General features: G+C 57.8%; 4 protein-coding genes. 1 reads left to right on the top strand and 3 read right to left on the bottom strand.

The window, feature by feature from the left end:
• The first annotated feature begins 55 nt into the window (after window positions 1–55).
• The gene (locus tag P8T57_RS00555; protein ID WP_341364258.1) at window positions 56–829 is read left to right on the top strand and encodes a hypothetical protein; all 774 of its coding nucleotides are present in this window, start codon (window positions 56–58) and stop codon (window positions 827–829) included.
• On the opposite strand, the gene P8T57_RS00550 is transcribed toward P8T57_RS00555, so the two are convergent.
• The 3 genes from P8T57_RS00550 to P8T57_RS00540 are packed head-to-tail and all read right to left on the bottom strand — an operon-like array spanning window position 826 to window position 26323.
• Window positions 826–4347, bottom strand: a complete 3522-nt coding sequence (locus P8T57_RS00550) for an alpha/beta fold hydrolase (RefSeq protein WP_341364257.1) — start codon at window positions 4345–4347, stop codon at window positions 826–828. The genes P8T57_RS00555 and P8T57_RS00550 overlap by 4 nt on opposite strands.
• The gene (locus P8T57_RS00545) at window positions 4347–19916 is read right to left on the bottom strand and encodes an amino acid adenylation domain-containing protein (RefSeq protein WP_341364256.1); all 15570 of its coding nucleotides are present in this window, start codon (window positions 19914–19916) and stop codon (window positions 4347–4349) included. The genes P8T57_RS00550 and P8T57_RS00545 overlap by 1 nt, the downstream gene beginning before the upstream one ends.
• Window positions 19916–26323 carry an amino acid adenylation domain-containing protein gene (locus P8T57_RS00540; RefSeq protein ID WP_341364255.1) on the bottom strand — a complete coding sequence of 2136 codons (6408 nt, stop codon included), beginning with the start codon at window positions 26321–26323 and terminating at the stop codon, window positions 19916–19918. Before P8T57_RS00540 ends, P8T57_RS00545 begins: the two co-directional genes overlap by 1 nt.
• Window position 26324: the final 1 nt, after the last annotated feature.

Below are 26324 nucleotides of genomic sequence, written 5' to 3'. Positions count from 1 at the left end.
GTGCTTTGGGCATTCTTTTTTGTCTGTTGTTGATGATGCATAAAAGGCCACCCGGATGTCCCCGATCACAACCCATCGCCTTATGTTCCAGCGCCCGAAAGGCACGGGAACATTTGCACCGTCCGATATCCTGTGCGCGGTGTTGGCGGTTATTGATCTGGAGGGGCTTGACGATGCCAGGTGTACCGCACTGGCAGAAAGCCAGTTGAACGACGCCGAAAAGACCCGATTGGCGGGGTTCCGGCATGACCGCCGCCGGAAAAGTTTTATTCATGGACGGTTGGCGGCGAAGGCGGCGTTGAGCGCGTATTTTCCGGGGATTGATCCGCAATCGATTGAAATCGGATCGGGGGTGTTTGATCAGCCGATAATTGTTGGCGGCGGGGATGATTTGCAGGGCATGTCGGTTTCGCTGTCGCATTCGGATCGGTTTGCGGTTGCCCTTGTTTTTCATCGTGCCCATCCGTTGGGCATTGATGTCGATCTGCCGACGATCACGGATGTGCCCGCAATTCTTGACGGGATCGCCCCCGACGTGCGGGACATGATCCGCGCCCATGATCTTGACGACCACGGGGCGGCCTGCCTGCTTTGGGTGGCGCGCGAAAGCCTAGCCAAGACCATTACCACGGGGATGATGACGCCGCTTGAACTTTACGCGCCGTCATCGATTGATCGCAAGGGGGCCTGTTTTGAGGTGCGGTATGCCAATTTCGGCCAGTATCGCACCCTCATCTGGCCCGGTGCGCAGGGGTGGCTTGGCCTGACATTGCCGGATCAAACGGAGTTCGATCCGGCAAGCCTGCTCTCAAGCATGCTCTGGGGTTAGAGCTTTTTTTCAATATGAAGGCGGATGCGTTCGGCGACTTCGATCACATGGGGATCGAACATCATCGATCCGTGGGTGCCGCTGACCCATTCAAGGGTCAGATTGTCGCCCGCGACCTTTTGCCAGCCGCTATATTGATCGCCTTCGATGCTGGGTGCGGCGCGGGTTCCGGTTGTCGGACGCAGCAGCAGGACATCAATCCCGTCAATTTTCGGCGGGACATAATGGACGGCGGCGAGTGCGTTATTCTGGAACACGGCCAGCAGGCGGCGCATGGTGCCGCGATCTGCCTCGTCGGGCAGAAGGTCGCAATTCTTGCCGCGTTCGAGCAACAGGTCGATGCGTTCCTCAGGCGTTAACGGACGCAATTCGTCAACCGTGACAAGGCCGAGCTCGGCAAAGATATCGGCAAGATATTCTGCCTCGCCCTTGCGCAGGATGGCGCGGACCGCATCGGGCACGGCAATCGCATCGAGCAGGATGACATTGCGTACATCAATGCCGGCCTGCTGCATGCGGAAGGCGGCCTCAAACGCCAGTAATCCGCCGAAGCTCCAGCCGATGACATGGATCGGGCCGTCGGGAACGGTTTCGCGGATGGCGGGCATGTAGGCAGCCACCATTTCCTCGACCGTTGGCTGCAAATTCTGGCCTTCTTCGAGGCCTTGGGCTTCGACCATGTAAAGTGGCTGATCGGGGCCGAATTCACGGGCAAGGTTTTGATAGCACAGCACATTGCCGCCGACCGGATGGAAGCAGATCATCGGTGGTTTGGTGCCCGATGCATTGACGGTGACAATCGGGCTTTTGGCGTCACTTTCGTTTTCGCGTTCGGAAATGCGCGCGGCGAGTTTTTCGACCGAGGCACAGGTAAACAGATCACCGAGCGGGATTTTGACATTGGTAACCTTGTTGATTTTTGACAGGAACTGAACCGCAAGAACACTGTGACCGCCGAGTTCAAAGAAATCGGCGGTGGCGTCATCCACAGTGCAATCAAGGACTTCGCCCATCAGGCGGGCAACGGTGCGTTCATGGTCGCTGCCAAGCGGCTTTGCGGTGGTGCTTGTGGCATGATCGGTATTTTCGGGGATGGGAAGGCGTGAAAGATCGATCTTGCCATTTACGGTCAGCGGCAGGTCATCCATCGTGATCAGGTGGTTGGGCACCATATAGTTCGGCAGGGCCTGTTCAAGTTTTGCCCGGCATGCCGCGACATCGAAATCGGCATGGGCATCGTCATCGGTGACGACATAGGCGACCAGAACAACATTGCCGTTCTGGTGGCGGTCATGGGCCACCACGGCCGCACGGCGGATATGGGGATGGGCGAGCAGGGCATGTTCGACTTCGCCCAGTTCGATGCGGTTGCCGCGGACCTTGATCTGACCGTCTTCACGGCCAAGGAAAATGATTTCGCCGTCACTGCGCCGTCGACCCATGTCGCCGCTGCGATAGAACCGTTTGCCGTTGGGATCGGTGACAAATTTCTGTGCGGTCAGGGCCGGGTCGTTCAGATAGCCGCGCGCGACACCGGCACCGCCAATGCGGATTTCGCCCGGAACCCCATCGGGTAACGGACGGCCCATATCGTCGCAGATTTCAATATGAACGCCCTGAATGGCCTTGCCGATGGGGGGCGGCAGAATCTGTTTATGGTTGTGCGCGGTCATTACATATTGCGCCGATGAAACGCAGCATTCTGTCGGGCCATAGGCATTGACCAGTTTGCGGTCGGTCTGACCGGGCAGGGCAAAGAAACGTTCGACCATTCGGGTGGACACGGCTTCGCCGCCCAGAACCACCATCCTTGCAGGGCAGGAAAGCCTGTTTTCTTCCCAGTAGTCGAGCAGCAGGGAAAACAGGCTTGGCGTTGCGTCAAGCTGATCAATGGCGTTGGCAACCATCAGGTTATGCAGGGCTTCGGGGTCGCTTCGCGTAGCCGATCCGGTGATATTCAGGCAGTGCCCGTTCAGGATGGCGGCGAAAATCTGAACGATGGAGCCGTCAAAGGCAAAAGGCGCGATACAGGTCAGGTTCAGGACGCGGTCCGGATCATCGGCACCGATCTGTTTTAACTGCGTATCAAGAACCGACTGGGCCAGGTTTACAACCGAGCCATGTTCGATCTGAACACCTTTGGGCGTGCCGGTGGTGCCGCTGGTGAACAGGACATAGGCAAGATCGTTTGCGTTGGTGATGCTTGCAGTGTGCGCATCACTTGCGGCATTCAGGACGGCCAGATCGTGGCGTCGTTTTTGCGACGGGGCGGGCTGTTGGGCCGCATCCGTTGTCAGGACGAAATCGAATGTGTAGGGGGCCGGGTCGAACCCGTCCGCATCGATTGCGGATCGTTTGGCGGCAAAGCCGCCCTGTTCGCGTGCCCAGTCTTCAAGGAAGCATTGCGGGACAAACAGGTCTTCGAGGAAATCGAGACGGGTATTGTAGCCTTTGCCCGCCGTGTCACGGGCAAACTGCGCCAGATCGGCAAGGTAATCGTCGCGGCGATCCGCATCCCAGACATTGCCAAGATAAATGGCCCCGCCGGGGGCGAGCAGGGTTTTTGCCTTTGCCAGGACGGTTCGCAGATAACCGTAGCCGGGGAAGTTTTCGATGACGCTGTTCATGATGATCAGGTCGAACGAGCCCGGTTCATAAACATCGATATCATGTGCGCCAAGCTGCCGACCGATGACATGGGTCATGCCAAGATTGATCGCCAGGGCCTCGGTCCGTTCGACGTTGCGGCGCGACAGATCGGTCGCGACATAGGTGCCGACCACGGGAGCGACGTGTTTCATGGTGAAGCCGGACGCACAGCCGATTTCAAGCACACGGGCATCGCGCGATACCAGACCGGCGACCTTGTTCCGCGCATTTGCGCCAAAGGCATCCATCGCACTTTGCGCAATCGGTTGACCGGTAAATGCACTTTTCCAGCCACCAGCCAGAATGTTGTCGGCATCGTCACCCGCCAGATGATCCCACAGTTCGACCGACATCAGGGAGCCGTGATTTTCCGTCAGGGTATCGATATCGTCATGGTCAAGGCATAGAATATCGGTGACGGTTTTGCAGCGCCACTGCAACTGGTGCAGATCGCCGATATGAGCGCCTTCGGATATGATCAGCGGTAGCGCTGCATTGCGGACCAGTGTGGTGCGGCGGATCAGCGGCACATTCGGATCAAGCGGCACAAAGGCGAGGCCTGCCTTCAGGACGCCAAGGGTTGCTGAGATGTAATGGCGGTTGCGCCCGGTCATCACACCGACAAGCGCGCCGACGGGCAGGTTAAGTCCGACAATGAAATGCGCGATACGATTGCTTTGGCGGTCCAGTCCGGCATAGCTGATTTCGCCGGTTTCATCGCGGGTTGCGATGCGATGCGGATGAGCCGCGGCAATCTTCGCAAACCGATCGGTGATGCTGCCGGTTGTTGCCAATGGCTGGTGATCGGGTTGGTTGTCTGCCCCGGGTGGTGTATCGAGGGTTTCGAAATCGAAATCGGCGATTTTCATTATGCGTCCCTTTGGGCATTTTGTGCGGCAGCAGCGGCGAATTTGCCAAGGAAGGCCAACCAGCGCTGCATGGTTTCCGCATCGAACAGATCGGTATCATATTCAAGGGTGAAGCGTGCCTGACCGGCTTCTTCGGTCAGGAACAGAATGATGTCATGTTTGGCCGTCGTGTTATCGACAAAGGCATCCATGTTGGATGGCAGTATGCCGTCGGCATCGGGGGCAAGCATCGGCAGGCCGGATTGTGTCCCGTCGGTTTGTGCCAAGTTGCTTACGGCTTCGAAGCGCTGATATTCGAACACCACATTGACCAATGGCTGGCGGTTGGATTTGCGTTTTGGCGCAACCGCGCGGACCAGTTCATCAAACGGGAAATCCTGCCGGTCCAGCGCATTGGCAATATTGATATGGGTGGTACGGATCAGATCGCCAAGATCGGTGTCGTCGTCAAGCTGCATGCGGATCGGCAGGACATTGACGAAGAAGCCGATCAGGCCTTCGGTTTCCATGCGTTCGCGCCCGGCAACGCCCATGCCGATGACCATATCGGTTTGGCGCGTCAGGCGATAGAGCATGGCGGAAAACAGCGACAGACCAACCGATGACAGGGTTGTTTTGTTCAGGCTGGCAAGCCGATGCAGGCCTGATAAAACATCATCGGGCAGGGCAAGATGCACATGCGCGCCGCGGAAGGATTGTTTTTCCGGTACAGGGCGATCCGTTGGCAGATTGATCTGTTCCGGGGCATTGGCAAGCTGTTGACGCCAGTAATCGGCGGCATCGGCCCAGTTCTGTTTGGATTGCCAATGGGCGAAATCCTTATACGTGATCGGAAGTTGCGGCAGGGCAGCGTTCCGTTCATGGACAACGGCGTCATAAAGCGCGCCAAGTTCATTGATCAGGATGCGCGAAGACCAGCCATCGCCGACAATATGATGGGTCATCAGGATCATCAGGCATTCATTTGCCGCCACCTTGATCACACGCCCGCGGATCAGGGGCGGCTGGTCAAGGATGACCGGTGTTGCGGCTTCAAGCCGTGTCAGGCGAAGGGCTTCGCGGGCCGGATCGCCATGACCGGAAAGATCATCAAACGCGACGGCAGGCGGCGTGGTGGCGTGGATTTTCTGCGTGATCGTGCCGTCCTGTTCGGCAAAGCCCGTGCGCAATGTTTCATGACGGTCCACCAGACGGGTCAGGGCGGATTGCAGGATATCGGCCCGCAAATCACCGGTGCAGCGGAAGACATAAAGCATGCCATAGGCACCGCTGTTGCCGTCCATCTTTGAGAGCAGATAAAGCCGTTTTTGCGCGTGGCTGGCCGGGTAATGTTCCATTGCCGGTGCGCGCGGGATTTGGCCATTGCCGGTGGCGGCGATATCGAGGGTGGCATTTTCGATACGGCGGGCCAGCCCCGCAACCGTCGGATCGGCAAAGAAGTCGGCCATGCTGATGCGTTTGCCGGTCCGGTCCGCAATGCGGTTCACGATCCGGATTGCCATCAGGCTGTGACCGCCAAGCTGGGTGAAGCTTGCGTGCCGGTTACGGATGGGGCTTGCGAAAACCTCGGTAAAGATATCGGCAACCAGTTCCTCGGCCGGGGTGGCGGGCGGGGTATCTGTGCCGTTATCAAGGGCCAGCGCACTTGATTGCATGCGCACCGTTTCGAGCAATGTCTTGCGATCCACCTTGCCATTGGCGGTGATCGGGATGGTATCGACGATATGCCATTTCACCGGGATCATGTAGCCGGGCAGATGTGTGCCAAGCCACGTCATCAGGGCAGGGAAATCGATATCCTGCCCCTGTGCCGTCTGAATACAGCCGATGATTGCCCCGCCGTCAGGGGCGGTGGCATCAAACAGGGCAACGGCATTTTTGATGCCGGGTGCGGATTGAAGCTGTTGTTCGATTTCATCCAGTTCGATGCGGAAACCGCGCAATTTGATCTGATTGTCATGGCGGCCGCCAAATTCGATCCTGCCATCGCGGGTCCAGCGGGCAAGGTCGCCTGTGCGATAGAGCCGTTCGCCAGGTTGATCAGGATCAGCGATGAACCGTTCGCGGGTCAGGTCGGGACGTTGCCAGTATTCGCGCGCCAGCCGTGACCCGCCAATCATCAATTCGCCCCAGACGCCGACGGGCGCGCGTTGACCGTTCTGATCAAGGATCAGGGTTTTGGTGAAGGGGATCGGTTTGCCGATGATGGTGGCGTCGGTATCGCCCGACAGATCATTTTCGGCGATCGGGCCGACAACGGCAAAGGTGGTGCTTTCGGTCGGACCATAGCCGTTCAGAACCGTGACATCGGGGCAGGTGGCGATAAAGGTTCTGACATGCTGTTTGCTGATGGCATCCCCGCCGATCATCAGGATATCAAGTCCGGCAAGGGTGCGGGGATCTTGATCGACCTGATGGTTGAACAGGCCGACACTCATGAACATTTTCGTGACACCAAATTGCGACAGAGCATCGCCGAATTTGGCCGGATCAAGCAGGTCATTCCGGTCAATTACGGCGATTTCCGCCCCACGCAGTAAGGTCGCCCAGATTTCAAAGGTCGAGGCATCAAATGCCAGCGGCCCCGCCTGTGCCACCACATCACCAGCGACGATTTTGGCGTAATCCGCCCCAAATGCTAGCCGACGCACGGCCCCCTGTTCGATCAGAACCCCCTTGGGCGTTCCGGTCGAGCCGGAGGTATACATGATATAGGCAGGCAAACTGTCAGGGTTGGTCAATTCGGGCAGGGTGAAGTCCCCCGGTGCCGGGGCAATGCCAGCGATATTTATCCGTTGCGGAGATGGACCGCCGGTTTCGGACAGGGCATCAAGCGCGTCATATCCGATGTCATCGACCAGAACCAGTTTGGCGCGGCTGTCTGACAGGATGAATTGATTGCGCGCCGCCGGATAAGCCGGATCAAGCGGGACATATCCCGCGCCGATGGCGGTAATCCCAAGAATTGCCGCAATGGCCGGACGACCGCGTTCAATATGCATCGCAACCAGATCGCCCGGTTTGACCCCGGCGGTTTGCAGGCAGTGGGCAATGGCGCGCGCATCGGCATGCAGTTCCCCAAAGGTCGATGTGCCGTTGTTATCGCGGATGGCAGGGGCATCGGGGATGACGGAGGCCTGATTGGCGAATATCGCAAAGATTCCGGCATTCGCGTCCGCATCAAGGCTGGTTTCCGGTTGCGGACCCTGTTCCCAGATTTCGATATTTGTTTTCTGATCATCGGGCAGAAGATCAAGATCGGCAATCGGTATGGTTTTCGCGGTAGTTTCCGTCGTAACCAGTTTTTGCAGGGTTTTTGTGAAGATGTGACCGAGTTCGATCATGCGCGCCTGATCGAACATATCGGCATAATAGTCAAACGAGATGGACATTCGTTCGGGCAGATCGCGGACAAAGATCGCCAGATCGTTTTTGCATTGCTGCCGGCCAAGGCCGATGGGGAGCATGGCTTTGGCCTGATCATCCGGTCCGTAATCGCCCTGCGCATAGTTCATGTAAGACAGGGATATTTCGGACAGCAGGGTGCGTTCGGGGGTGGCAAGTGGCGAGAGATCATCGAGCAGCAGATCAAGGAAATAGGCCCGGTGGCGCAGCGCATCGATATGATGGTTTTGCACCTTGTGCAGTAGGGATGCGAAGGTTTCATCATTGGCAATCTGCATGCGAAGCGGCAAAAGCGACACCATCATGCCCGGCACATTGCGGAACCCCGTCCCGTCGCGCTGGTTGACCGGGACGCTGATCACCAGATCGTCGGTTGCGGTGATCCTGCCAAGCACGGCAAACCACGTCGCCATCATGAGCGAGAACATGGTGACGCGTTGATCTGATGCGAATTTCCGTGCCGATTTCAGCAAGGCCGGATCAATATCAAACGCGACGATTTCGCCCCTGAAGCTGTGGAAGGCCGGGCGTCTGCGATCAGACGGCAGATCCAGTTTCGGAAGCGGCCCCTGATAGAGGGAAAGCCAGTAATCACGTGCCGTTTCAAGCCGCTTGAGGCTTTCGGGTTGCTGGCTCCAATACGCGTAATCGCGAAGCTGATAAGGGAGTGGGCCCAAGACCTGCCCACGATAAAGGGCCAGCAAATCCCCCAGCAGCATTTCAATGGTAAAGCCATCGCAAACCGTGTGATGGATATCAAAGAACAGTGCCTTTTGACCGTTGGCAGCGCAGATCAGACGCCAGCGCGCGGGGATTTCCGTTGCCAGATCGAACGGCATGACAAGGTCCGCGCCGACATCTTCAAGCGATAGCGAAGCATCAAGTTCAATTGGCGTCAGATCGGGCAGGGCGTCATGAAGTGGCAGAATTTTCATCGCCCAGTCATCGCCATCGGCAATCAACCGGGTGCGCAGGATTTCGTGGCGTTCCGTCAGGCGGGAGATGGCATCGCGCAGGCGATCAAGATCGATACTGTCATCAAGCATGAAGGCATGCGGCAGGTTGAAGGCCGTACCCATATTGCCGCTATGTTCGGCATGCAGCACGGAAACCTGTTCGGGGGCCAGCGGATAGAATTCCATTTCAGGCGCGCGGCGCGGACCGGTTTCGATCCCGGTTTCTGTTGCTGCCTTTACGGGTTTTGATGCCGATGGCAGAGATGTTTCTTCGGCTGGGGGATTTGCCGATGACTGGGGAAGTTCCGCCGTTTCAACGGATGGCGATATTTTTGCGGCCAGGGCGGTGATCGCCGGGGTTTCAAACAGATCGGCAAGACCGATATTGCAGGCAAGTTCGGCATTCATGCGATCAACGATCTGCATGCCGGTGATGGAATCGCCGCCCAGGGCATAGAAATCCTCGTCCGGGTCGATGGTGTCATAACCAAGGATTTCGGCCCAGATTTTTGCAATTTTTTCCGCAGGAGTGGCCTTTTCGTCCGATATCGCGTCACGATGATCGGATATTTCAGGTATGTTGACATCGCCCGCCGGTGACGGGGCGAATTGGGCCGTCAGATCGGATACCGTCGGTGCGGCAAACAGGTCCGAAATCGCCAGCGACAGTTTCAGTTCGGCATTCATGCGATCAACGATCTGCATGCCGGTAATGGAATCGCCGCCAAGGGCAAAGAAATCATCATCCGGTGCGATGGCATCATAGCCGAGTGTTTCGGCCCAGATGGCCGCGATCTTTTGCGAGATATCCGTTGCCGTGACGGATACAGATGCCGGTGTGGTCACGGGTTTTTCCGGTTGTGCAGCTGTTTCACCGGCAAGGGCCGGATCAAGCACGACAAGCTGTGCAGCGGTGCTGCACATGGCATCGCGCCAGAAGATCGGTGCCTGTTGCGGGGTGACGCTGGCCCCATCCTGAAGCGGTACATTATGACGCGCGGCCATGCCCTGCTCGGCAAGGGCGCACCAGTCGATGGTCAGGGCCGGGCGACCCTGTGACCTGCGGTAACGGGCAAAACCGTCAAGGAAGGCGTTGGCCGCACTATAGGCGGCCTGACCGGGTACACCGACGATGGCCGTCAGGCTGCCGAACATGACAAAGGCCTGCACGGGGTCGTTTAGGGTCAGGGCGTCAAGATGACGGGCGCCGTTGATCTTGGCGGTCATGATGGCGTCGAACGCATCCATGTCGCGCACGGCAAGGAATCCGCCATCAGCAAGCCCGGCGGCGTGCGCGATGGCGGTGATCGGGCCAAGACTATTTCGGATCGTGGCAAGGGTATCGGACAGGGCGTTTTTATCGGCAACGTCGCAGGTGTGGATTGATACCTTAATGCCCTTGGTGCGCAGGTCGGCCAGTTTAGACTGCGCAATGGCATCAAGACCGTCTTCACCGCGACGGGCAAGAAGGGCAAGCGTGATTTTGCCGCCCAAAGCCATTTCTTCGGCAAGGGCCATGGCAAAGCCACCGGTGCCGCCGGTCACGACACAGACGCCATGATCGGGCCAGTTGGGTTGCGGCAGGTTATCGTGCCCTGAAATCGGGCGCAGTTTTCGGCGATAACGGACCTGATTGCGATAAACCGAAACCGGATCGCGGCCAGGATCGGCTGCCAGTTCACCACCGATATGCGCGATGAAATCAGCCGGTGCGATATCGGCAAAGCTCAGGACAAGTCGGGGTTCTTCGGTGCTTGCGGCGATGGCAACACCGGCCGCGGCACTTTGATCCGGGGAGGCCGGAATGGTATCGCGGTCGATCTGATAGGCACCGCTTCCGGCAACGACAAGCCGCATCCGTCCGCGCATCGAGCGCAGGATATCGCGCAGGCATCGGGCGGTGCGAAGGGCGATGTCTTCGCCCGGCTGCAACGCCAGAATGACGTTTTGTGCCTTTGCCAGCATATCCTTGCCGAGCATATCTGGATGGACGCGTTGACAGGCGGGCGGGATCGGCCAGAAATCGCCATCGGCAATCATGATGGTGTTTTCGGGGACCGGTTGCATTTCAACCGTGCCCGGCAACCAGTCAATTTCGAGCAGTTCCGGCATGGCGGATGCGGCTTTGCCGTTAACATCCCCCGAGAAACGAATGCCGCGTATGGTCAGAAGCAGTTTTTGGCTGTCGGCATCAAAGAAGGTGAAGTCGGCCTGGCCCGGATGACGACGTTCGGCACAGACAATGATATCGCCGCTAAACGGGGCGTGGAGCGTGATTTCGTCAATGCCGACGGGGAGAGAGCCATTATCCTCGGCGGTCAGAATCATGCTGCAGGCAATATCGGCCATGGCCGGATGAATGATCCAGTCGCGCAGGTCGGCATGATATTGCGGTTTCAGTTTCAGATGCGTGATCGCCGTGGTTTCGTCCGCGCTGTATTGCATGGACACCCGGCAATCCCAACGGTCGCTGATCGTGATCGGCCCGATCTCGGGGGCATAGGGGGCGATATTGGCCGTAAGGGTACATTTTGCGCGCGCATGGTCGAGCGACGGCAAACTGTCGTGATGACTGCTTTCCGGTGCATCATTGGCCCAGCGCGCGGTGGCAAAGACAGACCATTTGCCGTTTTTCAGGCGGCCACCCAGTTCGACAAGACCATCATTTCCAAGCAAAAGCGTTGCCGTACCATCGGGCAGGGCATTGGGAAGAAGGGCCTTTTGCCATTTAAGGTCGGAAATATGAACGGTTTGGTCGCCTGTCCCGTTTCGGGCCGCTGTTGCGATCATGGCGGGAACCGCCATGCCGACCAGTGTCGGTTGTCCGTTCAGGTGATGTTCATTTGTCGGCCAGAAGGACGGGGAGGCGACCGGAATGGCAAAGCAGCGGCCCCTTTCGGTTTCGACCGGGCCGGTCATGATGGTGGTATCAGGGGCCCGGGTGTCGCCAAAGACCGGTTTGCAAACGATTTTCGCAAAAGGTGCATGAGGAAGGGACACGCGGCGCGCGCGCGTGTCGTCGGGCCAGATCAGGTTCGCACCGGCCAGCCATTCACGAGCGTTGGCGGTTGCATCGGCAGGATTGGTCGAAACCGCAGAAACCGATGATGCCCCAGTGGCAGGTTTGGGGGCCGCGCAATTTGCCGTTTCACCGGCGATCAATCCGGCAAGAGCGTTAAGAACGCTGTCGCGATCCGACACGGCAACGGCGAAGCGATGCTTTAGCTGATCGCGACCGTTGGCAAGCGTGTGGCAGATGTCACGGACATCAAGGGAGGTGTCCCTGGCGATGTCGCGATGCAGTTTGGCGGCATAGTCGGCTAATGCCGCCTCGTTGGCAGCAGACAGCGCAAGGATGAAGGTCCCGTTTCGCGCGGTTTCATCCTGTGTTCCATCCTGTGGATTTGCACTGCGTTTCGGGGCGGCTTCAAGAATCACATGGGCATTGATGCCGCTTAGCCCGAAGGAGCTGACACCGGCGCGTTTGGGCGCGCCGCGATCTGCCAAGGGTTCAAGGCGGTTGGTCGGGCGCACCGGGGCCCGGGCGAAATCAATCCTGCTGTTGGGGGTTTCAAAGAAGGGTTGTGGCGGGGCCTGATCAAAGCGGAGTGCCATGATGGCGCGCGCAAGACCAAGAGCCCCAGCCGCCCCATCAAGATGGCCGTAATTACCCTTGGCCGAGCCGATCAGGGCAAAGCCATGTTCATCCGTGCTTCCGGCAAAGGCACGGGTCAGGCCATCGATTTCAATGGGATCGCCAAGCGACGTGCCGGTGCCATGGGCTTCGATATAGGATAGTGAACCCAGTTCGATGTCGGCCGTTCGGGCCGCCTGCCGGATGACATCGGCCTGCATGGCAGGGTTGGGGGCGGCCGCCCCGCTTGAGGCGCCATCCTGATTGACGGCACTGCCGCGGATGATGGCATGGACGGGGTCGCCATCGGCGATGGCGTTGCCAAGCGGTTTGAGGACAAAGACAACGCTGCCTTCGCCCATGCCGGTGCCATCCGCAGTATCGTCAAAGGCGCGGGTACGTGCGGTGGAAGAATCAATCGTAAAGCCACCGTCGGCATCGGGCGGGCAGGGGATCAGTTTTGCACCGCCGGCAAGGGCGATGGAGCATGTGCCGCTTCGCAAATTCTGGCAGGCCTGATGGACGGCGACCAAGGATGACGAGCAGGCGGTATCGATGATATTTGCCGGACCGTGCCAGTCCTTGAGGAAGGACAGGCGTGTGACCATGTTCGAGGGTACGTTAAGGGCAAAGACCTGTTCGGCCTTGTCACGTGCGACATGCTCCATCGCAACGCGCCATGCCGGGTTTGCCCCGCCACCGGCAAAAATCCCGACCTTTTTCCCGCGCAGGGCCTGCCCGCCGTAGCCGGCATTTTCCATCGCCATCAGGGCGGTTTCGATAAACAGGCGTTGTTCCGGGTCAATCAGGGCGGCATCGGCGGGTGCCATGCGGAAACGGCCCGGATCGAAATCAAAGATGCGGTCAAGATAGGCGGCTTCGCGGAAGCGGGCCGGAACCGAACGGCCAATGGCGGCCATCATGTCGCGGGTTTCATGATCGCGTTCGGGCGGAAGCGGACGGACGCGATCCGCCCCGCGAGCAACATCGGCCCAGAATGTTTCGATATCGTCCGCCCCGGCAAGCTGAAGTCCGATACCGATCACCGCAATCGGTTCGTCGGTTGCGAGCTGGACGTTATTTGCCAGTGCAAGATCATCGGTTGCGATATCCAGTCCGGCCAGAAGTTCGGCCTGTCGGGCGATGGTGGCGCTGGCGAACAGATCGGCAATGCTGACCTTGCCGGGCCAGCGGGCATTGATCTTTTCATGCAGGCGCAGCAGCAAAAGCGAATTGCCGCCGACATCAAAGAAACCGTCTTCGCGATCCGCCATCACACCGGGCAGGATTTCCTGCCACAATCGTTGCAGAACGCGTTCCAGATTTGCCACATCATGATTTTCGGCGTCGGGCTTTGCCGCGATAGCCGGTTTTGATTTCCGGCTGGCGGTTTTGGGTGAACCGGCCATCGGTGTTCCCGAAAGGGCCTTTCGGTCGACCTTGCCGCTGCTGGTAAGCGGGAGATGATCAAGGGCAAAGAAACGCGCCGGGATCATATATTCGGGCAGGCGGGTGCGCAGATGATCGCGCAGGACACCAATGGTTAGGTCGCCATCGCCCAGCACAAACGCATGCAATTCATCAAGGTCGCCGATGCGCACCGCCTTGACCAGGGCGCGTTCAACCAGATCGTGGCTTTCAGTCGTGGTTTCGACTTCGCCGCATTCGATACGGAAGCCGCGAATTTTGACCTGATGATCGATCCGGCCAAGATATTCGACCGATCCGTCGGCAAGGAAACGCCCCAGATCGCCGGTGCGATACAGTTTATGGCCCGGATTGTGGGGATCGTCGGGGAATTTTTCGGCGGTCAGTTCCGGGCGGTTGCGATAACCGCGCGCGATTTGCGGCCCACCCAGCACGATTTCACCCGCAATGCCAATCGGCATGTCGCCAAGCCTGTCATCAAGGATGCGAATGGTGGTGTTGGCAATCGGTTTGCCAATCGGAACGATATCGGGATTTTCAAGCGGCGAGCAGGCATGCCAGGTGACATCCACCGTCGCCTCGGTCGGGCCGTAAAGGTTATGCAGTTCGGTCCCGAAGCGATCAAACAGCAGATCGTTGAAGCGCTTTACCAGTGCCGGGTCGAGCGCCTCGCCACTGGCGAAAACGCGTTTGAGGCTGCCAAGATGTTCGATATCGACCAGCCCGTGTTCGACCGAGAACAGGAAACTTGCCAGCATCGAAGGCACGAAATGCATGGTGGTTACGCCATGATCGCGAATGGCCTGAGCCAGCTGTTGCGGATCGCGTTCAACACCCGGATCGGGCAGAACACCGCGCGCGCCCGTCCATGACCACCAGAACAGTTCCCAGACCGACACATCGAATGTGATTGGGGTTTTTTGCAAAATGACGTCTTCGGGTCCAATCGGGAAGGCGTCCTGCATCCAGAGGATACGGTTCAGAACACCCCGATGGGCGATTTCGACACCTTTCGGGCGACCGGTCGAGCCGGAGGTGAACAGCACATAGGCAAGGTCATCGGGGGCGTTGATTGCATCAGGGATATCGGCATCTTCGCTGCCATCGATGATCAGGACTTTATCTGCGTCAAACAGATCGGCCAGATCGGCGGTGGTGATGACGCGCGGATAGCCAAGATCATCAAGCATATCCGTGCGGCGCTGTTCGGGATGATCGGGGTCAAGGGGGCTATATGCCGCACCGCATAGAAGAATCCCGTGAATGGCGGCCAGCATATCGATTGAGCGTCGCACGGCAACGCCGATGACATCACCCGGACCGACCGATGTCGCACGCAGTTTTGCGGCAATCCCGGACGCACGACGGGCGAATTGTTCATAACTTAGCGTTGCAGATGTTCCGATAACCGCCGGTGCGTTTGGCGTGGCGCGGACCTGATCGATGAACGGTTCGGAAATGCTGCGTTCAATCGCAAGGTCAAGACCGGTGGCATTGAATTGATCGATCCGGGCGCGTTCGTCGGCCGGCAAAATCGGCAATTCGGCGATTTTGGCGCTTGATGACGTGGACAGGGAAGCAGCCGCAAGGATTTCAAGCCGGTTGAAAATCGCCTGAATGGTGGATTTGTCAAACAGGTCGGTATCAAATTCGATCTGACACAGCAGGGCGTCGTTCTGTTTGCTGAAATAGAATGCAAGATCGAATTTCGAGAACGGGAATTCTGTTTTCAGCAGCGAGAGTTCGGCATCGCCGAGTTTTCCAAGGTTGGGGATGCTGTCCTGCCATGCGACCAGAACATCAAATAGCGGATTGCGCGCAGGATCGCGTGGCGCATTGACGGCGGCCACAACATCCTCGAACGGGGCGGCCTGATCGGACAGGGCATCGATGATGGTTTTGCCGGTTTGGGCCAGATGATCGTCAAATCCGGCGTTCGGATCGACATTCTGACGCAGGACAACGGTGTTGACAAAGAAGCCGACCACATCATCAAGAGCGGTCTGTTCACGGCCCGCCACCAGCATGCCAAGCGGGATGTCGGTCTGCCCGCATTGGCGGTACATCAGGATTTGGACCAAAGCGGTCAGAATGGAAAAGGCGGTTGTGCCATGCCGATCCGCCGCATCATTGATCAGACGCGCGGTGTCCTCGCCAAAGGCAATTTCATGGAAATCGCCCGCAAAACCGCGGGCCTTCGGACGGCGGCGATCCGTTGGCAGGGCAAGCGGTTCAGGCAGGGGCAACAGCCGTTCTTTCCAGCGGGCCAATAGATCCTTGCCGCCGGTCGAGCTTAAATAGCCATGTTGCCAGCTTGCAAAATCCTCGTAATGCCGGTCGAGCTCCGGCAAGAGCGCGGCGGGGCCGCCGGTTTCGGCGGCATAAAGGGCGGCAAGATCGCGTAGTAATTTCGGCATCGACCAGCCATCACAAATCGCATGATGCAGGGAAACCAGCATCCAGTGACGGTCGGGTGCAAGTGTGATCAGATCGGCCCGTGCCAATGGTTTGTTTTCAAGGTCGAACGGACGGACGGTTTCGCGTGCGATGAACAGGCGGGCGGGGCCTTCGTCCATTTGATGGCGACCAAGTTTCAATGAACCGACCGGTGCCAGATACTGGCTGACGCCATCAGGATGATGGGGATCGGATTTGAAACGCAGGCGCAGCGCATGTTGCCGTTCTTCAAGTTTATGGAGGGCGGCCTGCAAGGCATCGGCATCAATCGGGCCATTGATTTCAAACGCGGCCGGGACGGAATAGACCGCCATGTCGGGCTGCATGCGTTGCAGAACCCAAAGGCGGGCCTGTCCGCTTGAAAGCGGGAATTTCGGGCCATCTGCCTTGGGGATCAGGAATTGTCTGCCATCCTGTTTATGTTCGGCAAGCAGGGTTGCGATCCCGCCGACTGTTCGGGCGACAAAGATATCCTGAAGTTTCGGGCGGACGCCGGTGGATTTTTCGAGCAATCCGGCAAGGCGCATGGCGACAAGGCTGTGCCCGCCCAATGCAAAGAAATCCGACGATGCGGTAATGTCCCTGTTGCCAAACAGGGTTCTGAATTGTTCGGCAACGATCTGTTCCAGTTCGTTGCTAGTGGCGGTGTTGTCGGTTTGGGGAGCAAGCGGTGCCGTATTGGCCAGGGCACCAAGAAGCTGTTTGCGATCTACCTTGCCATTCACATTGACCGGCAGATGATCCAGCACCACAAACCGTTCGGGGATCATGTAATCGGGCAGATTGCGGCCAAGGATCTGCATCCAGACATTGCTGTTATCCTGATCGGCGGCGACGGCCGCACCAAGGAATGCATCGGCACCATTTCCGACCGGCATCACGCAGGCATTGCGGATGCCGTCAATCTGGCTCAGTCGTTTTTCAATGGCGGCGGTTTCAATCCGGTGTCCGCGAATTTTGACCTGCCCGTCACCGCGGCCGCCAAATTCAATCATCCCATCTGAGCGCCAACGCGCGCGGTCGCCGGTTTTGTAAAGGCGGGTTTCGGGTAAATGATCGAACGTGACGAATGCCTTGGCGGTGCGTTCGGGCGTGCCGGAATATCCCAGCGCCAGCCCGTCGCCCGCGGCGTAAAGTTCACCCCAGACCCCGGTCGGAACCGGTTGCCCGCCAGTATCAAGAATATAGGTGCGCGTATTGCCAATCGGCCGGCCAATCGGGATGGTTGCCGAATTTACGTCATGTGGCGTGATCGGATGGATACAGGTAAAGGTCGTGTTTTCCGTCGGGCCATAGCCGTTGATCAGGGTAAGGTCCGGGCAGGCGGCCATGACTTTTTGCAGGTGAGGGGGGCTTAGTGCCTCCCCCCCGGAAAGCAATCGTTTGAGCGGGGCAAAGCAACCTGGCGCGTCATCGGCAATACGGTTAAACAGGCTTGCGGTCAGCCACATGGTGGTCACACCGCCACCTTTAAGGGCATTGCGAAGGGCGGTTGGATCAAACAGGGTTTTGTTATCGATCAGAACCAGTTTGCCGCCATTCAGAAGCGGTGCCCAGATTTCAAGGGTTGCAGCATCAAAGCCAAGTGATGCGGCCTGTGCCATCACATCGGTTTCATCAAACGCAAGCTCCCGATTGTTCAACACCAGTCGTGCAACAGCCCGGTTGGGGATCAGCACCCCCTTGGCTGCACCGGTGGAGCCGGACGTGAACATGACATAGGCCAGATCATCGCCTGCACGTTTGGCGAAGGTCGCATCCGATGTTGCATTGGCGTCGTGCATTTGCGCAATACGAACGCGATCAGACAGCCCCGACAGGCGTTCAAATTCGGCGTTGTCACACAGCAAAGTACGGGCACCGCATTCTGACATCAGGGCGGCAATGGCATCGGCAGGCAGAGATTTGTCAATCGGCAGATAGGCCGCTCCATGCCATGCGATACCAAGAAGGGTGATAATCGCATCAAGGGTACGATCCGCGGCAAGGGCGACAATCGACCCGGGGGCAACATCAAGGGCATCAAGACCGGCAGAAATGGCGGAAACGTGTTGCCCCAACGTGCGATAGGTGATTTTTCGGTCGCGATCCTGCAGGGCAATTTTATCCGCGTTGGCCGGGTTGGTGACCTGACCGGCGAGCAATTCGCCAAGGCCGCAGTCGCGCGGGTAATCCGATGCGGTATCGTTAAGTGCTACGGTCAGGTGATCATGTTCGTCTTCAGGTAGCAGATCAACAAGACCAAGCGGCATTTCCGGGTTTTTGGCAAGCGCACGCGCAAAGGTCAGGAAACGTTTGGCAAAACGTTCGACCCATTCTTCGCCAAAGACGTGGCTTTGATATTCGACAGCCAGAGATGTTTCCGGGCCGTTTTTCATCATGCCGACCATCAGGGGGAATTTGCCCGCCCCGAAGTCGAGATCTTCGATCACGAAGGGGCTGTCGCTGGATTCCATCACATGGACGGCATCGAATGGCAGGCCGGTCGGGCCCTGTGCCGCCTGTGTCAGATCATGCATCAGGCGCGACAGGGGGTAATCCTGCACGTCCAGCATGGAAAGAACTTCGTGCCCGACCTGTCTGGTCAGGGCATCAAGATTATCTGCCATATCCGGTTTGATCGCGACGGGCAGGACATTCACAAAGCAGCCCATCGACTGCATGGTTTCCTTGTCCCTGCGACCGGCAAAAGGCAGCCCGATGACGGCTGTGGCGTTTTCCTTGTGCCGCGCGATCACAGCGATGGTCAGGGCGGCCCAGAGGGTGGTCTGGGTCGTTTTGCGGATATGACTGGCAAGCTTTGCGAAAGCCTCGGCGTCTTTGCCGGTCAGTTTGATCAGAAGGCGTTTGCCGCCGCCATTCCGTTCTGCTGCCGGGTCGTCAGGCAGCCCGGCAGATAACAGTTTATCGGTTCGGGCCGACCAGAATTTCCGCGCGATTTCGCCGCGTTCCCGATCCAGATTGCGATGTGCATTGCGCACAAGTTTTTCGATATCAGGTACGTTTCCGGGCGTGTTTCCGGCAAGGATGGCAAGAAGCTCTTTTTGCAGCAACATGATCGATTGGCCATCAAAGCACAGATGATCGATCGCCATGGCCAGTTGCGGGGCTTTTCCGTCGTCATGTTCGATATAGCCAAACCGGGCCAGAGGACCCGTCGCGAGATCAAAAAGATCATGGCGGATTTCTCGGGTGGTGTCGATTTTGCGCACAGTGACCGGCATATCGGCATGTACGCGCTGGATCAGCTGCCCGTCCTGTTCGACAAAGGTGGACCGGAGGGCATCATGGCGTTTGACGATGGCGGCAATCGCATCGCGGACCGCATTGAAACCGGTTCCTTTGGGAAGGGTGATTCCTGTAACGATATGGTAATTGGCACTTGCCGGTTGGTCACGTCTTGCAATCCATTGGCCTTCGATGGCGGGATGGGCCGGGAAGGATTTGAGGATCGGACCTGCTTTGGTGTCATGACTTTCGGCATCGGAAGGTTCACGCAGCAAGCTGAGGATTTCGGCCTTCAGGTCACGGGTTTCGGATTTCAGGGCGTCGTCAAATGCACCGGTCGGTGCATCAAAACAAAGATCGTGCCCGTTGGCATGCAGGTTTAGCACAATGTCGCGCTGACGGAGTTTGTCGAGCAGGTTGCGCGCGGTTTGAGTACGGCGTGACAGCTGATCGGTATTCATCACAGAACTCCCTGTTCACGTGACGGGCGGGGGGCTGTTGTGGCCGGTTTTGCTGTTGCCGGTGCTGTTGGTGCGGATGGGGCATTGGTCGGCGGGCTGTTTGTCTTAAAGGATGCAAGCAGGTTGGCAACACCTGAAACAGTGCGGCCTTCGAACATTACGGCGGCGGGAATTTCGGCAGTCAGGACTTCGGAAAGCCGTGTTGCGATCCGCACGGCGAATAAGGAGTCCCCGCCAAGTTCAAAAAAATCATCATCGGGGCCGATTGCCGGATCGCCAAACATATCGCGCCAGACGGCAAGAATGGCGGATTGCGCGTGTGTTTCAGTTTGGGCATCGGACGTATTTTGTGCCGGGTTTTGTGCCGGGGGCAATGTGGCCTCCACCGGGGCAGCGGCAACGGCGATAGATTTGGGATCGGCGTTCACGGTTGTTGCCTTCTCCGGCCAGAAGCGGCGTCGGTCAAAGGCGTAGGTCGGCAACGGAATGCGATGGGCATCACGGGTTTGGTTGACCCTGTCCCAATCGGGCGATGTTCCCATAACCCAAAGCCGGGCAATCGCATCGGCCAGTGCGTTTGACCCGGTGATTGCGGCATCCGTTTTTCGGGCGGCATCGGGGCCGGGGGCAGGTTGCAGGGCAATGCTGTTGCCGGTCGCTGTGCCATTAACAATGGCAAGGCGGCTTGCTGTGTTGCCAAAGCCGCATTCGACCATGATCGTTTCGGGCATTTCGGCCAGAAGTCCCTTGATGTTATCGGCAAAGCGCACCGCATTGCGCAGATGTTGAACCCAGTAATCGGGATTGGTGGCGTCTTCGGGGGGCAGCCAGTTGCCAGTCAGGTTGGACTGGATCGGAAGGGTTGGCGCGTTCAACCGGATGTTGGCGACGACATGGCGGAATTCATTCAGAACCGGTTCCATCATCCGTGAATGGAAGGCATGGGAGACCACAAGCCGACGACCGGATTTACCCTGTGATTTGATGTATTCTTCAAGCGCATCAATGCATTCGGTGCTGCCCGCCACCACGCATTGACGCGGGCCGTTGATTGCAGCCATCGACAGATCGGGGCCAAAGGCCGACAGAAGATCACCGACTTCGGCCTCGGTCATGGACAGGGCAAACATTGATCCCGGTTCGGTCTGCCCCATCAGGCGACCGCGCATCACCACAAGGCGAAGCGCATCTTCAAAGGACATGACCCCGCCAATGCAGGCCGCGACATATTCGCCAATGCTGTGCCCGGCCAGTGCTGCGGGCAAAATGCCGTTTTCGATCAGCCAGTTTGCCAGCGCATATTCATAAATGAACAGAGCGGGCTGGGCGATTTCGGTGCGTGCCATGCGGCTTGATGTTGCCGGGCTTTCATCGGGAACGGTCAGCAATTCAAAAAGATCATCGGGGCCGCCCGTCTGTGCCACATGCTTGCAGGCATCGCGGATGATCTCTGCCGATGTTTGATCCACTTCATAAAGGCTTTTGGCCATGCCCGGTCGTTGCGATCCCTGACCGGGGAACAGGAAGGCGATGGAAGGGACATTGCGTTGGGCAAGGGCCTGATGGCGGGCGGTCGATTTCGGATGGGTCAGGGCTGAAACCGCAGCCTTGATGTTCGTGGCAACGATGGCGGCCCTGAAACGATAGGCGTGACGCCGTGACAGGCTGTTTGCGACATCGGATATCGCAATGTCTGATCCGTTGCGGTCAAGCCAGCTTGCTGTGTTTTCCAGAAGTTTTTGCAAGGCGGGTTCGCTTGCCGCCGAGAAGGGCAGGATATGGGGAATATCGTTTTGTGTCTGGCATGATGCCGGTTCATCGAAACGGGGGGCTTCTTCGATGATGATATGCGCGTTGGTGCCGCCAACCCCGAAGCTGCTGATGCCCGCGCGCAGCGGTTCATCATCATTATTCGATAATGGTTGAGCAGTGTTGTTTATTTGAAATGGTCCCTGATCCAGACCAAGGTTTTCATTCGGTTGATTGAAATGGCAGGTCGGCGGAAATACCCGATGGCGGATTGCCAATACGGCCTTGATCAGGCCTGCAATTCCGGCGGCACTGTCCAGATGGCCGATATTGCCCTTGACCGAGCCAAGCCAGATCGGATGCGTTGGCGTTGCATCGGCTTTTGCATAAACCTTGTTCAGTGCGGCGATCTCTATCGGGTCGCCAAGGGCTGTTGCGGTTCCGTGGCCTTCGACAAAGCAGATGGTGGATGGATTGATCTGGGCATCGTCAAGGGCCGTTTGAATGGCCTTTGCCTGACCATCGACACTGGGCGCGGTGAAGGCGGCCTTTGCTGAACCGTCATTGTTGATGCCGACACCCTTGATCACCGCATGGATGGTGTCCCTGTCGGCAATGGCATCATCAAGGCGTTTCAAAAGGACAATGGCCGCACCGCTGCCGCCGACAACGCCGTCTGCCTTGCTGTCAAACGGGCGGCAAACGCCGCTTCGTGATCCGATCCCGCCCTGCGTGAAATAATATCCGCCAGCCGGGCTAAGCCCAAGGGCCGCCCCACCGGCAAGGGCGACGCGGCATTGACCGGATCGCAAGGCATTGACGGCCAGGGCAAGATTGACAAGCCCGGTCGAACAGGCGGTCGAGGATGCGATGGCGGGGCCAGTCAGGTTCAGCTTGTAGGCAAGCCTTGTTGCGGCAAAATCCTTGTCATTGCCGAGTGTCATGCCATACCGGATCGCATCGGGGCGGGCACGCAGGCGATCACGCAGGCTGTCGACCAGATAGGTCGGGAAACCGACGCCGACATAGGCACCGACCGGGCCGTCACGCGCCGGATCGCAAGACCCGTCTTCCAGAGCGCTAAGGGCGACTTCAAGCAGCAGGCGTTGTTGCGGATCGGTTTCGATGGTTTCGCCCGCGGTCATGGCAAACGGTGCGGGATCGAACATATCGAGATCGTCAAGAATCCCATGGCGGGCGATGAAATCGGCGTCTTCGAGCGCCGACGGATCGCTGCCCATTGCGCGCAAGCGGGAAATATCGACGTCCTTTATCTGATCGATACCGTTTTCAAGCATCGACCAGAATGCGTCGCGGTCATTCGCGCCGGGCAGGCGCATCGCCATGCCAATAACCGCAATGTCGTGATTTTCAGACACATTGCGTTGGGGCTTTACCGGTTCGGCTTGTGCGGTTTCGGGGGCATGTTGATCACCCGCACAAAGGTGACGTGCGAAGGAATTGATGGTCGGGTGCTGGAATATTTCCACCGATGCAATGTTGCGCCCGGCGAGTTTTGACAGGGCAAACTGGGCGCGCGGTACCAGCAATGAATGGGCGCCAGCTTCAAACAGGTTGGTGTCAAATTCAATTTCGTCTGTTTCGATCAGCTCCATCCAGATTCTGGCAATTTTACCGGCCAGTTGATGGATGCGCGCCTGATCGGGTTTGCTGGATGCAGGGGGCGATGCTTTGGACGCAACAGGCTGCTTGCCATCCGGGTTTCGGGCGAATTCGGCAAGTGCCTTGCGGTCGATTTTGCCCGACGGCAAGAGGGGTAGCGTTTCCACCCATTCAATGCGGGTCGGAACGGCCGCATCGGACAGGTGGCGCGCCAGTTCTGCGCGCACGGTTGCTGCGTCCGGGCGTTTCGACGTGTTTGCGTTGGATAGAAGATAACCGATCAGTTCACCACCATGATTGGTTTTGACATGCAATACCGCAGCCCGTCCGACGCCGGACAGGCGCGAAAGCTGGTATTCGATTTCCCCGATTTCGATGCGTTGCCCGCGAATTTTGACCTGTTCGTCCGTGCGCCCGTGAAAATAAAGCAAACCGTCTTCGCCCCAGGAAACCAGATCACCAGTGCGATAAAAGGTTTCATCGGTCTCGCCCGTCGGATCCGTGACGAATTTTTCCTCCGTCACGTCAGGCATATTGATATAGCCGCGGTTAAGTCCTGCGCCGCCAAGGTAAATCTCGCCCGGGACGCCAAGCGGTACCCGTTTTCCGTCTTCGTCAAGTATCCGGACAAAGCCACCCTTGTCGATGCGGCCGAGCGGGATGCTTTTGGTTTGGGAGGCCCTTGGTATCAGATACACGGCGGCATGAATTGTCGCCTCGGTCGGGCCATAGCAGTTCCAGATATCGACGGTTTCGAACGCGGAATAAAGCCTGCGGACGAGTGTTGGCTGCATGATTTCGCCGCCCGTGATCAGACGGCGCAATTTGAAAGCGCCATCTGCCGGAACGGCATCGATCACGCTTTCATAAAATGACGGGACCGACATGATGTGGGTGACATGATGTCGTGCCACACCGTTCCAGAATTTATGCCCGTCACTGAGTATCGCGTGGGTCATCAGCCACATGCGATGGCCACGGATCAGCCCGACGCAGAATTGCAGCATCCAGGGATCAAATCCGAGCGACGGGAAAAGACCCATTATTTCAGGGTTGCCGTTTTCATGTGATCCGATACCGAATTGCGCAATGGCGACGTCGATTTTATCGGCAAGGGATTGGTGATGAACGGGAACCGGTTTTGGCTGCCCGGTCGAACCCGATGTATGGAAGACAAAGGCAATATCGTCGCCACAAATATCGTCATGGATATTTTCAAAGGTGATGCTGCCGTCAATGCCGGTTACGGCATTGATATCGTTTACCGTGATGGAGGTGTCGCCGATTTTGCGCCATGTGTCGGTGCTGTTAGTCAGAACCAGACGGCAATCAAGATGGCGGGTCATCGACGCATTGCGCGCGACAGGTTGCAACGGATCAAGCTGCACACAGGTTGCCCCGCATTTCAGGATACCGATCACAGCGGCCGTTTGCTGCGCACTGGGGGAAATGTTCATCCCGACAAAATCGCCCGGTGCAATGCCGCATTGTTTCAGGTGGTGGGCGACGGCATTGGCCATATGACCCAGCGTTGCAAACGTGACTTCGTGATCATCTTCCGTGATCAGGGCGATTTCGCCGGGGCGTGATGCAATGGCATGATCGATGCGTTCGGGAATGAGCCGTCCCGGAGCCGACCTTGTGAATGTCGGGCCAGTTTCAAGCGTGCGGATAATGGCAAGCTCGTTCATCGGCGGTGCGGCGATGGCCGCGATATCCTGTTCCGGGTCGTCCAGTGCGCGGGACAGGAAATAACGGAAACGTTCGGCGATGCGCGTAACGGATTTAACGTCGTGGCAAGCGGTGTCATATTGCCAGATGATTTCGGCTTCCTGCCGGTCTGGGCTTATGGCCTGCATCATATAGATCAGGCCAAGATCGGTGACTGGCCCGTTATAGATATTGACCCGGCGTGTATCCAGCCCGGCAAAGGATAAGGGTTCTGCGCCGTCCAGACTGTTGAAAAAGGCACCATTGCCCGAAAGACCCCGGGCACCCAGACGTGCTGCACGCATGCGCGGCGCGCCAAGGCGCATATGACGGACATCGCGACGTGCCCGGGCAAAGATATCGCGGGCCAGTTCCGAAAAACGTGTGTGTTTACTTAAATCGGCATCGAAGGGTACGATATAGGAAAAGGCACCCGGTGTCTGGCGTTCAGTCCGTCCCATCCGGTTCAGAAGCGGCATTGTGACGGTCGGTTGTTTGATATGGGTGACCTGACCCAGCAGGATGAAATAGGTGGCCATGACGATCGCGGTGGGCGATGTGCCACAGGCTTTGGCCGTGTGGATCAGTCTGGCAAGGTCGTGCCCATCCAGCGTCTGTTCCAGCCGGGCCTGAACCAATTTTCCGGATGGTTTGTCCGATGAAAACCGCGTGATCGCGTGGTCGTTTTGCAGGCGTTCCTGCCAATAGGCAAGGTCACGTTGATAGGCCGGTGTTTCGGGATAGGTCGCGTCAGCAGCGATAAAGTCGCCATAGGACCCGAATGTGCTTTCGGGGACGGCAGTACCGGTTTTAAGTGCGCTGTAAATTTCCGCCGCGCGTTGCGCCATCAAATGCCCGGCATAACCGTCACAGACTAGATGATGATAAACCCGAACCCACCAGTAACGTCCCGTGCCAAGTTGCAACAGGCGATGGCGGCAATGATATCCGTTTTCCGGGTCAAGTGGCCGTCGGCGGATTTCTTCGACTTCGTTATTGGCGATCAGAACCGGATCATCGGTAAAACTTAAATCGATGACGCTGAAATCAGTTTCGCGGCAGTCATCGGCAAAGGTCTGAAACGGTTTGCCGCCTTCTGATGCAAAGCGCAGACGCAGGGCGTCATTTTCCTGATCGGTTTGGACAATGGCCTTGTAAAGGGCTGCAATATCAAGATCGCCCTCGAACCGGATGACGCTGCAAATATTGTAATTTGCGCAATCGTCGCCCTCGGCCCAGTCAAGCCATATGCTCGACTGCGGCGTTGTAAGCGGTTTTCCCTGCCGTTCTGTCCCCGGCGCAAACGTGTTTGTGCGCTTCTGCAAC

The organism is Thalassospira sp. SN3W, from assembly GCF_038070535.1.
Lineage (GTDB): Bacteria > Pseudomonadota > Alphaproteobacteria > Rhodospirillales > Thalassospiraceae > Thalassospira > Thalassospira xiamenensis.
Note: the sequence above shows the minus strand (reverse complement) of the source record. Positions and strands in the feature narration are given on the sequence as shown.

Bases quoted from the DNA above. Each gene is read 5' to 3' on its own strand.
- P8T57_RS00555 (WP_341364258.1), top strand. From the start codon at position 56: ATGTCCCCGATCACAACCCATCGCCTTATGTTCCAGCGCCCGAAAGGC.
- P8T57_RS00550 (WP_341364257.1), bottom strand. From the start codon at position 4,347: ATGAAAATCGCCGATTTCGATTTCGAAACCCTCGATACACCACCCGGG.
- P8T57_RS00545 (WP_341364256.1), bottom strand. From the start codon at position 19,916: ATGAATACCGATCAGCTGTCACGCCGTACTCAAACCGCGCGCAACCTG.